The following is an 11,865-nucleotide window of genomic DNA, read 5'->3' as shown; positions in this document are numbered from 1 at the left end:
GCTGATCAGTTGCGCGGGTTCCAGGCGCCGGCATTGATGCCGTCGACCAGGCGGTTGATCGCTTCGCGCATGGCCAGGTCCAGCACCTTGCCATTGAGGGTGGAGTCGTAGCTGGCGGTACCGCCGAAGCCGATCACTTCACGGTTGGACAGCGCGTACTCACCGGCACCCTGGGTGGAATACACCACTTCGGATGTGCTGATGTTGACGATATTCAACGCGACCTTGGCGTAGGCCACCTGGGTTTTGCCACGGCCGAGAATGCCGAACAGCTGGCGGTCGCCGGTCTCTTTGCGGCCGAACTCGGTCACATCGCCGGTCACTACGTAGTCAGCGCCCTTGAGCTTCTGCGCGGTGCCTTTGATCGCGGCTTCCTGGGAGATTTCGCCCATGTTGTCGCGGTCCAGCACGTTGAAGCGGTTGGTCTGCTGCAGGTGAGTAATGAGGATGGTCTTGGCCTGACCACCGAGGCGGTCGACGCCATCGGAGAAGATGCCGCGCATGTAGCTGGAGCGGTTATCGAACTTGCCCACGGCAATCGGCACGCGCACGCCGGAATAGGCAATCTTGGCGCTGGCGACCTGCTCCACCGGCATCGCGCGGTTGCTCTCGGTGGCGCAACCGGCCACGGTCAACAGCGCTGCGGCGGTGAGGCCAGACAGCAGGATTTTGGAGAGTGTGTTCACGTATTGCTCCTGAAATGGGAAATCGGCAGAGCTAAGGCCTGCGGCGATTCCGGGAGGAGCAACACGTGCGTCTGCATTCATCCCTGAATCTGTAGTGCCGCAACGGCTGGCGCATTTTACGGAGTTAAGGGGGGTTCTCAAGTTGTTTCGCGCGGATATGTGAACCCTGCACAACCTGCAGAACATGAAGTTCCACCAGGCTTACTTAAGCTCCTTCACCAGATACTGGCTGGAGATCTGCGTGATCCCGGTCAGCGCCCGGCGCAAAGCCTCGGGGTCGGTGCGGTAGGTCAGCGGCGTGTAGCCATACACATTCTGGCCATTGAACGGCGTGATCGTCTCGAACGTACGCCAGATCATCTGGTCGCCACGGTCCATCTGCGCAATCACCGAAATGGTCGGGTAGATCACGCTGCTGAAACCCTGAGTCAGGCGAAACCCCCACTCAGTCACCGTCAATTGAATCTGCGCATCGGCGGGCTCATCGTCACCCACCACCTTGAGCGTCGACGTCTTGCTCAGCGCATCGACAAAACCCTGTTTGAGCAACACACCCACGTCGATGTTTTCGGCGTCCATCACCGTCAATATCGCCGCTGGCGTCGACATTTCAGCCAACTGCCCAAGCTTCATGCCAGCGGCAAACCCGGCACCGCTCAACGCCGCAGTCCCCACCCTGGACGCCCCGCTCGCCATGCCCACACCGGCACCCAACCCGGCGCCCAAGGCCGCGCCCCAGGCTTGTTCACGACCGAAGTACACCATGTTCTTGCCCCACTTCACGGGCAGCACTTTCACGGTTTTAACCTGCGCGCGATTTTCCGGTGTGAGCGGATGGCTGACGCAGCCGCCGAGGATGAGGGTGGTGAGGAGAATGAGTAGGAGGTTTTTCACGGCAGTCCCTTGGTGTTTTGGGTGTTTATTCAACTCTTCAATGCTGGCAAAGACAGCACTTCATCGTATTGTGGCCAGTCTTCCCTTGCGCGCTTTAGCACACCTTGCATCAACTCGTCCAACTCAGGCACTGGTTGCTCGGACGGCAATTGGTCAAAGGGCGCGGCCAGCAGCGGATGATCAATCTTCTGCGGATTGGCTAAACCTTCCCACTGGCGCAGGCGCAGGATATAGAGAATTTCCACCGGCACGCGCTCCAAGTGCCAGTCCTGATTGAAGTCGTAGGAATTCTTCTGGCTCTCTTTGCCGGTTTGCCAAGTGTGGCGGTCACACGCGGCCAACAGGCAGGGCATCAGGTCGTCGGGGCTGGGAGTGCGCCAATTGGCCAACAAGGCTTCGTAGATGGGTTCGTCGTAAGCATAAGCAGGCCATTGATGCGAGACATCGCCCACCCAATCGGCAAACACACGCAGCATAAAGGCTTGGGCGCGGCGGTGTTGCTCTTCGTACTCAATCACTAATTGATGCCCACGGTTGAGAGCCGCATGGGTGAGATAGCCCTGATGGATGACGGCATCCTTCCAGCCTAGGATCGCCATGGCGGCCATCATATTGGTGGCGGTTTGGATGCTGTAGTTTTGGCGGCGTCGATCATTGCCTGCCGCTTTGGCAATAATGTCGAACTGGCCCGCCCAGAAGAACAACTGCCAAATTCCTACTTGGTAATAGCGCAGCCAATGGGCCAATTCCAGAAGCCATTGCGGGTTATCTGGCGCGGTTGCCATTACCTTGTGGGCTCGTGTGACGGCCATCCATTCGGAGCTACTACGCGTAACGTTGTCATTATTCGGTACAGGCATTGATGGCTTCGCAAATGCATCGCCGCGCTCAACATATTCACGGATGCCATTAAACTCGTAGTCATCTGAGACGTATGGCCCCTTGGCTATGCGCCCCAGTACACTTTTGTAGGAGGGCCATTTCGGGTTTACGCCCGAGCGCTCGCACTGAATTACTTCTTGGTCCATGGTTCCACCTTAAATTCTGCTACACCTGTTTTACTAGGGGCGGGAACACCGACTTTGACTGTTACACCTTGAACTTTGGCTTTTCCTGAATCCAACGCCGCTTGCAAAGCATCGCGTAAAGCAGGATCAGAGTCTGCAATTAATCTATTACCCAGCCACCCCTCCAACCGCGTCCTCGGGTCCCCATGCGGCGTACCGGCCTTACTCACACCATTCACCGAAGACTTCGCATCCATCACCACCACGGTAATCGTATCGCCATTGATCGCCACCGCGCAGTCATCGCAGCCGTGGTTGCTACTGTTTTGCAGAGGTTTGAAATTGAGGCCGGTTTTCTCGTTAAGGGTTTGCAGGGCCAGTTGCTCGCCCAACACCCCATCATTTACAAGCGAACCGGTCTTCCAATTGGGAAGGTGCGACAGCGGGATACTTTCAAATGTCTGCCCAAACAGGTCTTCAACCGAACTGAGCTTGGGGGGGCTTATTGCATCAGGGATAACCTGGCCCGTCCCTTTTGGACCATCAGCCTTTTATGCGTTCTAAGAACTCGACCATTGCTAGTGGATCACGCTCCACAAGCTCTTCAATCAAATCTTCCGCTGCCCAATGCAGAATCATGTCCCCTCCCCCCCCATCCTTGCAGAGGATGAGATCACTTGACAAAGAAGAGTCAACAACATCGACTTCTCTATCGCTGAGTGCCATCAGGCCACCGTAGCCATCATAAGGAATGACCCAGTAAAAACGCTCGCTCTCTATCCAGTAAATCCCAAACACCTGTACAGGCTCTTCTCGCCCAATTTCTCGAATAATCATATCCACATCACTCAATAGTCCTACCGGGCTGCAGCACAGGGGGCAGCTGTTGCGGCGTAGTAATTTTCATATCGTATGCTTTACCCGTTACGGAATTGTACTGGTAGTGGATGGTTATATTTTCTCCGCTAGGTAGACGGTGACTTACTTCCATTTTTCTCCATCCCTCACTCCGCGGGAAGTCTTTATCGCCCGCTAGTTTTGTATCACGACCGGCAGAGGGATTTTCTGTCACTCGGTTCCACAAAGTCTGCTCGTTCAGATCTCTTGGCGCCGTTGACTGATAGCTCTTTGCTGTTGAATGCGTTGCATAGTCTGGAAGACCAGCAGAAAACTCATCGGCAGCAGTTTCCCGACCATAATAATCTCTATTTACGCTAGACCTTTCAGTAACAGCATTCGGGCTATATGGATCATCAACAATAGTTGGTTTACCGCCACTGAAACCACTAGAACCGCCACCTTTTGCCCCAATCCCGCCGCTAAAATCCCCAGCGTTCTCTACAACAACCTCATTAAACGTAGTCGTAGTCGTTCCCGACGCATAACCATCAGAAAGCCTTCCGCTAAACTCCCCCTCAGCGCTGAACCATGGAGGCGTACCCGCCGAGCCCTTCGCCGCCACCTCCAACTCAGCCTTGGCAACCTTGGCCGTAACCTTCTCCGCCAGCAAGGCACCACCCTTCACCAGCCCGGCGCCATCGGCGAGAACGCTCGCCATATCAATCAAAAGCTTGCCGGTTTCAACTCCGGCCAGGTATGAACCACTGGCCCCGGCTTCTTCGTAGTGCATCTGCAATTTATCAAGGCGGTCGATGTACGATTGCTTGACCGAATCCCAAACACCACCGCTCTCGACAACGGATTTCAGGGCCGTGATGGTCTCTGTAAAGTTACCAGCCGTGTGCACAATGCTGTCGATGGATTCATTCAACCCAATAGCCGCACCTGAGAGTGCACCTGCTGTAAAGACGGCATCCTGCGAAATATCGATTGCCAGCCACTTGGTAGCGGTACCTGTGCGGCATCCCGCACCCGGGCAAGCTGCCATTTCCGCATCACGCTGAGCTTTCTGCCCCTCGCTCAGATAGTTGTTCTGAACCGCATTTGTCCCCGCCTGCGCGCCCGTGACCGCCCCACCCAGATCGCCTCCCGCAACCCCCCCGGCCAATCCCGCAGCCAAACCGGACAACGCCGACACGGTCTCCTTCTGATCCTGCGTCAGATCCGCCGTTGCCACACCCGGATACATCTGGTGCGCAATGTACTCACCCGTCGCCGCGCCAGCACCGCCGGCCAGTGCGGAGTTGCCTTGCGCCTGCGCTACCACCGCGCCCAGTACGGCATGCGCCATGGTATTCAGCGCGGTATTGTCCCCGGTGGTTTTCCTGATCACTTGTGCCAGGTACGGCGCCGATGCCCCCGCAATAGCTGAGCCAATATCGCCCCCCACAAGGCCTTGCAATGCTGCTGTCACCGCCTGTGCTACACGGGGGTAATTACCGCCGACCCCGTAGTCAGCCATGATTCGTTGATAAGCGTCAGTGGCAATGAGTTGTTGCTTGTAGCGTTCGACGTCTTCTTTATTGGCATCTTTTTCAGGTTCCTTGATGCCACGCTTATCAAGTTCAGCACGCGCCTCTTTATCGGCATTAAGCTGACCTTGGGTCCGAACGATATCGACCGTTTGCGTACCAATGTCCGCAATAAGCTGCACCTGCCGCAGGCGTTTCTGCTCTTTCTCTTTATCGAAAATCGGGCTGATGCTGCCGTTGGCGTGTTCGACGTCGTGGCTGAGCGTGGCGACGTCCTGCTGTTGTTTGGCAGGATCGCGGATGTCGAGGGTGCCGTTGGAGATGGCCGATGAGGTGGTGCCGCTGTCGCTGTCGCCGTGGTTGAAAGCGATCAGGGTGCCGGTGGGCATGTTGCTGATAAAGGCGCCGGAGCCATCACTGCCCGTGCTGACGCTGGCGCTTTGCAATTTGCTGCTGTACTCGGCCTTGTTCTTCAACACGCTCCAGCCGAGGGTGCCGGTGCTCAAACGGTTTTTGTCTGGCGTGGCGGTGCTGGCGATCACGCTGCCGTCGAGTTGGGTGTGGCTGCCCACGTCGATCTGGTAACCGCCCTTGCCGGCGAACAGGCCGGTTTGCTCCTGCACGCTTTGGTATTTGGAGTCGAGCTTGCTTTTGCTGACGCTGAGGTTGGCGCTGCCGCCTGAACCGATGATGGCGTAGCTGACGCCGGCGCTCGCATCGGTCTGCTTGGACTTGTAGTTGTCGGTGTCTTGCAGACTTTGCAGCGTGAGGTCGCGGCCGACGGTGGCGGCGATTTTGTCGGCGCTGACCTGGGCGCCTTTGAGGGTCGTGTCGCGCCCGCTGGTCAGGTTGATCTGGTTGCCGGCGTCCAGCGTGGTCTCGGTCCAGGTGGTGCCGTTGCCTTTTTCGTTGCCTGTGCCTTTGTTGGCATTGGCGAAGATACTCAGCCCGCCGCCTTCGGAGCCCACGCCCAAGCTGATGCCCACCGCCCCGCCGCTGCTCTTGTTGTTGCCCTCGAGCTTCTGGTCGTTGGCTGCCGCTTCCAGGCGAATGTCGCGCTCGGCGGCCAGTTGCATCTGGTTGCCGGCCTGCAGCTTGCTGCCTTGCACACGAATATCACCCGCGTCCCCGGGCGTGCCGTTGCCGTCGGCCACGATGGTGAGGTTGTTGCCGGCGGTGAGGCTGCTGCCCTGGCTGAGGGTTTGTTCCTGAGTCTGTTTGGACTCGGACTTTTGTGAGCCCAGGGAGAGGCTGATGCCCACGAACTGCGCGACGTTTCCGCCGTTGATGCCCCCGTCCTTCTGCGCCGCCTGCCAGGCCTGCACACCGGTCAAGCCGGCCTTCACGCCTTGCAGCGCCGACAGACGAGTGTCGTCCTCGTTCCTGGCCTGTTTGGCGGTCTGGTAGGCGCTGTCCACCGCGCTGCCCACGGTGCCGGACAACGCCAGGGTCAAGCCGCTGGATTTGCTCTTGGCGGTCTGCTCACTGCGGTTGTTGTTCTCGGACGCCAGGATGCTGACATTCTGCCCGGCCAGGCTGATGTCCTTGCCGGCCACCACGTCGGAGCCACGTACGGTCAGGTCCTTGCCGGCCTGGATGTTCACGCTGCCCAGCACGCTGCCAACATTGCTGGCGCGGGTGGTTTCGGTGCTGCTGGTGGTGGTGTTTTTGTTGCTGCTGGAGCCTAGCGTGACGCCGATGCCGCCGGTGCTCAGCAAGCCCGATTTTTTGACCGAGGACGAATGGCTCTGCTCGAAGCTTTCGGTGGCGCCGTCGATCAATACGTTGCGTCCGGCCTGCACGCTTGTGGCGTGGGTGGACACCACATCGCTGGCCGTGGTGCCGATGTCTCGACCGGCACGCACCACCACCGTGTCGCCGCTGATGGAAGAGCCTTGCTGGGCGATCTGGTTGCTGCTGTCGATGCGTGTCTTCTGGCTGCTGGAGAGTAACCCGTTGCTGGTCTTGGTTTTGCGGTAATAGCTGTAGTCGCTGTTCTGCGCGGCCTTCAGCGCGAGGTCATTGCCGGCGTACAGGTACGCTTGCTGGCCGGCACTCGCGCGGCTGGCCGTGGCGATCAGGTCGTTGCCGGCGCTCAGGGACAGGTCGCCGCCCGCCACCAGCGAGGTGCCCACCTGTTGAACGTGGTCCTCTCTGCTGGTGACCTTCTTCGAATTGGATGCCGAATGCTGCTCGTTGGTGACCGCGCCGAGGTTCACATTGCCCGTCGCCGCCATCGCCAAATCACGCGTGGCATTGAGCTGACTGCCCACCGCGCTGATATCGCGCCCCGCCACCAGATGCAGATCACGGCCCGCCTCGACCACCGAGCCCTGCTGGGCGAGAGTGCTGAAGCTCGAGCGGCTGCCAATGTTGCCGCTGTTCAGGGTTTGCGAAGCGGTGACGTTGATGTCGCCCTTGGCCTGAACGATGGTATCGGCGCCGCTCTTGAGTGCGCCGCCGACGTTGTTGATATTGCCGCCTGCTTGCAGGGTAAGCGCGTTGGCCGACTCGATGCGCGCGGCGTTGTCGACGAAGTCGCTGCGTTCGGTGCGGTAGCCGCTGGCGCTCTGGTGGGTGGTGACGGTGCGCTGGTTGAGCAGGTCGGCGCCGGCAGCGAGGTTGACGTCGCGGCCGGCGAGAATGCCGCCGCCGCGGTTGCTGAGGGTGTTGCCGCTGAGCAGATCGAGGCGCCCGCCGGCTTGCATCAGGCCGCTGTTGGTGAGGTTGCCGCCGGCGTTGGCGAACAGGCTGCTGGTGGCGCGCAGGGTGCCGACGTTGTTGAGGTCGGCGCCGGCCATCAGGCTCAGGTCATTGCCGGAGATCAACGCGCCGTTGGGCGCCAGGCGATTGTTGGCCTGGGCCAGGTACAGCACGGGCACCAGCACTTGTTGGCCGGCGACGGTGGCGTTTTCCAGCCAGACAATATCGTGGGTCAGCGCCGCGACCTGCTCGGCAGTGAGGCTCACGCCCACGGCCAGGTTGAGCGCGGTTTTGCTGGCGACGGCGTTGTCCATCAAACGCTGGTACAAGGCGGCATCGCTGGTCAGGCCATCGATGAACCGCTGGCCGGTACGGGCAAGCACGGCTTGCTGGATCAAGCGTTGTTCGTAGAAACCATCACCCAGGCGCTTTTGTGCCAGGTCCGGGTTGAAGCCCAACTTGGCCAGCAGGTAATCCGACCCCAGGAACTGACGCATGTCGGTCAGCGCCGGGTTGGTTTCGATCAGGTACTTTTGCGGGTTGGCCGCGAACTGACTGCTCGGCAGGCCGCTGGCGCTGGTGCCGTCGTTGAGGTGAAACAGGCCGTTCTGCCCGGTGGGCAAGCCAAAGCCCGGCAGGCCGAGGGGGTTGACCTGTTGCTGGGCGACATCCGGCGGCAGTTGCGGGTTGAGGCTGACCAGGGTGGAGTAACCCGGCGCGCGGGTGTCGGTTTTGATGCCGCTGCCCACGTAGGTGTAACCACCGCGCACCACGCTGTTGTCGATGCCGGCCTGGGCTTTCACATTGACGGCGCCGCCGGCCTGGATCACCGCTGCGTAACGCTGGTCGGAAGGCGCCAGCTCGGTAGTCTTGAGGGGCACCCACTCGCGCTCCATGGTGCCGATAAAGGCAGCCATGGCGGCTTCGACGCCGTTCATGTTATTGGGGTCGTAATTCGCCCCGCCGATGGAATAACGCTGGTTGAACGCGGCCGCAGGCTCGGCCCAGATTTCCGGGTGACGGCTGCGCTCGGAGGCAAAAATACGTTCGCTGAGGGTGTCGTGGGTCACCAGGCCCACGTTGTTCAACTGATTGACGACGGCGGTCAGGTTGCCGCCAGCGGCGATGCTACTGCTGCTGTTGAGCAGCTCGCCACCGGTCAGCAGCATGTTGCCGCCCGAGGTGATGCTGGACGCCGCGCTGGCTTGCGTCACGATCAAGTGCTCACGCTGGGCAATCAGGTACGGTCGGTTTTCCTTGCCGCCGTCACAGTCGCCGCCCGTGACATTGAAGATGCATGCGGTGGGCGTGATGGAAGCGCTGTAGATGCCCGATTCACTGGTGAGCAGCGTGCGGATGTTCTGAAGGGTGCTGGCGGCGAGGGTCAGGTTGGCGTCGGTCTGGATCGTCGAGGAACTGTTGACGATGCTGTCGGCGAGGCCGCCCTGGCCGTCGCGGTCGATGCGCAGGTTGCCCAGGGCATAGATGGTGGCGGCTAGGTTTCTCAGGTGCTCGACGCGCAGGCTCATGTCGCCGCCGCTGAAGATCAGGCCATTGTCATTGAGCAGGCTGGCGGCGGTGACGGTCGTGGCCCCGCCGCTGCCGAGGGTGCCGAGGTTGTTGACGGCTGCGGCGCGCAGGCTGAGGTCGGTGGCGGCGGTCATGCGGCCGCTGTTGTTGAGCGTGCCGCCCAAGGTGAGGTCGAGGCTGCCGTTACTGGCCACGGTGCCGGCGGTGGTCCAGTCCTGGCCGCTGCCCACCAGCCGGGTGCCGGCCAGCAGCTTGCCGCTGGCGGTCTGGTTGAGGGTGCCGACGTTGACGGTCAGGCGCTCGGCCTGGATCGTGCTGCTGTTGGTCCAACGGGCTTTGTCGAGGGTCAGGTCGCCGTGGCTGACCAGGCTGCCGCCAACCTCATCGAGGTTGATGCCGCTGAGATCGAACACGCCGCTGCCCACATGCAGCACGCTGCCGCCGGTGTTCTGGAACGAGCCGGCGGCGAGGCTCAACCCGCTGTTGGCCGCCTCCAGGGAGCCACTGTTGTTCAACAGGCCGCCGATGACGTAACGCGTTTGACCGGCGCTCCCCAGTGCCCGCATCTGGGCGCTATTGCTCAGGCTGGCGGCACTCACATCCAGCGTGGTGGCGCTCTCGATCAGGCTGCGGTTGTTGAATGCGCCGCGCAGGCTGACGTCGATGGCCTGGCCGGCGATCTGCCCGGCGTTGTCAACATCGCCGCCACGCAACGACACACGATTGCCGGCGAACACCGCGCCGGTGCCGTTGCTGAACTGGCCGGCGTCGATCAACACGTCCCCGGCCCTGGAGGACAGCCGACCACCGTTGTTGTCCAGGCTGCCGGCGCTGAGGGTGAGGCCGGCGTTTTCGCTGTGGATCAAACCGTTGCTGCCGTTCTGCAGCAGGCCACTGGTGGTGACCGTCACGTCGTCGTTGGCGGCCAGGGTGCCGTTGTTCTGATTGTCGAGGCTGTTGGCGAACAGGCTCAGCAGCCCTTGGCTCGCGAGCTTGCCGCCCTGATTGTCGACATGGCCGGCGCGCTGGATCAGCAGCGGCCCGGCGCTGGCCAGCTTGCCGTTGCGGTTGATCAGGTCACCGAGCAGGTCGAGGGTGATGGCCGCGCCACTGGTGAAGCTGCCGGCGCTGTTGTCCAGGGCCTGGCCATGCAGCGCGATGGCGCCGCTGCTGTCGATCGAGCCGCCGGCGCTGTTGTCGAGCACGCCGCTGACGTTGAGGGTTTGCGCGCCGTCACTGGAGATAATGCCGGCGTGGCGATTGTCGAGCTGGGCCGTGTTGACCACCAGCGCGTTATCGCTGAGCAGACGGCCCTGGTTCTGGTTATCCACAGCCGCCGCGTTCACCGTCAGCGCCTGTTTGGCGCTCAGGGTGCCGCCCTGGTTGTTGAGGGTTTGCGCGGCCGTGGCGGTGAGTGCGCGGTTGGCGATCAGCGTGCCGGTGTTGGTGATGCGCTGGGCGTTAAGGGTGACGTCGCCGTTGGCATTGCGGGTGTTGTCGGCGTTGACCCCGGCTTCGACGATGCCGTTGTTGGTCAACTGGCCGTTGCTGGCCAGGCTGATGCTGTCGCGGGCGGCGAGGGTTTTGCTGTTTTTCAGCTCGCCGCGGGTTTGCGCCTTGAGCGTGCTACCGGCGTAAACCGCGCCTTTGGTCTCAAGGCTGGCCGCGTTGATGTTCACCGCGCCGCTGGCCGCCGCCTGGGCCATGCTCAAGTGGCCGTTGGCATCCAGCTGGATGTCGCCGCCGCTGGCGGCCAGCGTGCCGTCGAGCTTTACGCCCACGCCGGCTTCGGTGCCCACCAGCTTGATCGCGCCGGCATACATGCCGCCCAGGGCCGACGAGTCGATGGCCAGCTCGGGCTTGGCGCTGCCGTCATCGGCGCGCGGGGTGGCGTTTAAGGTTTTGGCGTCGACGTCATTGCGCCCGGCAATCACGTTCAGCTCGCGTGCATTGATCTGCGCGTTGATTTTGGCGGTACGGGTGATGATCTCGAAACGGTCGACATTGCTCGCGTTCAGGCCTTGGCCGTCGATGGTCACCGCGCCGCCGTCGACCTGATAGCGCTGCAACTGGCCGCTGGCATCGAGCACTGGCTTGCCGGTGGTCAGCGTCACGTTCGGCGTGTTGATAAAACCGCAGCCGCTGCAGGTAACGCCATACGGGTTGGCCACGATCACCTTGGCCGACTGCCCCGCCACCTCGGTGTAACCGCGCAACTGGCTGGGGCTGCCGCCGTTGACCTCGTTGAGAATCACATTGGCCGCGCCGGCCTTGAGGTTAGGGTTGCCGACAATGATCCCGCCCAACTGCGTGTTCTGCAGCGGCGCGCTGGCGTTGTTGAGGATTACCCCATTGGGGCCGACGTTGTAGTCGCTGAACTGGTTATGGGACAGGCCGCTGCCATTGGGCGTGGCGATATTCACCACCGGCACGCCATTGCCCGCCTGGCCGACCGTAGTGCCGGGGCCGTTCACCACAATCCCCTCGGCCTGGGCCAGCAACGGCTGCCAGAACAGCACGTTGGCCAGGATCAAAGCCAAGCCACGTTGGCACAGGCGTTTCAGGGCAAAAGCGGGGCGAGCGTCCATATTCAAAATCTCAAGGCGACGGGGCGATAGAGACTGTTCGATCCGTCGAAACTTATTGGGTGGCACACAGGCATCGAACTTGCCG

General features: G+C 61.2%; 6 protein-coding genes. All 6 read right to left on the bottom strand.

Annotated features, from left to right (window positions below; all coding sequences use genetic code 11):
* Positions 1 to 5: 5 nt before the first annotated feature.
* The 6 genes from H045_RS21935 to H045_RS21910 all read right to left on the bottom strand — a co-directional run bounded on the left by H045_RS21935 (position 6) and on the right by H045_RS21910 (position 11,780).
* A complete protein-coding gene (locus tag H045_RS21935; protein WP_003238709.1) occupies positions 6 to 686 on the bottom strand; it encodes a CsgG/HfaB family protein in 681 nt (226 codons plus the stop codon).
* A 201-nt stretch (positions 687 to 887) separates the two neighbouring features.
* The gene (locus H045_RS21930) at positions 888 to 1,580 is read right to left on the bottom strand and encodes a hypothetical protein (protein ID WP_015373470.1); all 693 of its coding nucleotides are present in this window, start codon (positions 1,578 to 1,580) and stop codon (positions 888 to 890) included.
* 29 nt (positions 1,581 to 1,609) lie between these two features.
* Positions 1,610 to 2,284, bottom strand: coding sequence for a hypothetical protein (locus H045_RS21925; RefSeq protein WP_041931677.1), 675 nt, complete (start codon positions 2,282 to 2,284; stop codon positions 1,610 to 1,612).
* A 308-nt stretch (positions 2,285 to 2,592) separates the two neighbouring features.
* Positions 2,593 to 2,982 carry a hypothetical protein gene (locus H045_RS21920; RefSeq protein WP_236277809.1) on the bottom strand — a complete coding sequence of 130 codons (390 nt, stop codon included), beginning with the start codon at positions 2,980 to 2,982 and terminating at the stop codon, positions 2,593 to 2,595.
* Between the two features lie 148 nt (positions 2,983 to 3,130).
* Positions 3,131 to 3,430, bottom strand: a complete 300-nt coding sequence (locus H045_RS21915; protein WP_236277811.1) for a hypothetical protein — start codon at positions 3,428 to 3,430, stop codon at positions 3,131 to 3,133.
* Position 3,431: 1 nt separating this feature from the next.
* Positions 3,432 to 11,780, bottom strand: coding sequence for a hemagglutinin repeat-containing protein (locus tag H045_RS21910; protein ID WP_015373466.1), 8,349 nt, complete (start codon positions 11,778 to 11,780; stop codon positions 3,432 to 3,434).
* Between the last annotated feature and the right edge of the window lie 85 nt (positions 11,781 to 11,865).

Source organism: Pseudomonas poae RE*1-1-14, assembly GCF_000336465.1.
In the GTDB taxonomy this organism is placed as follows: Bacteria; Pseudomonadota; Gammaproteobacteria; order Pseudomonadales; family Pseudomonadaceae; genus Aquipseudomonas; species Aquipseudomonas poae.
This window is presented reverse-complemented; position numbering and strand designations above follow the sequence as displayed.

Excerpts from the sequence above, each read along its gene's own strand:
- H045_RS21910 (WP_015373466.1), bottom strand. The coding sequence starts at position 11,780 with ATGGACGCTCGCCCCGCTTTTGCCCTGAAACGCCTGTGCCAACGTGGC.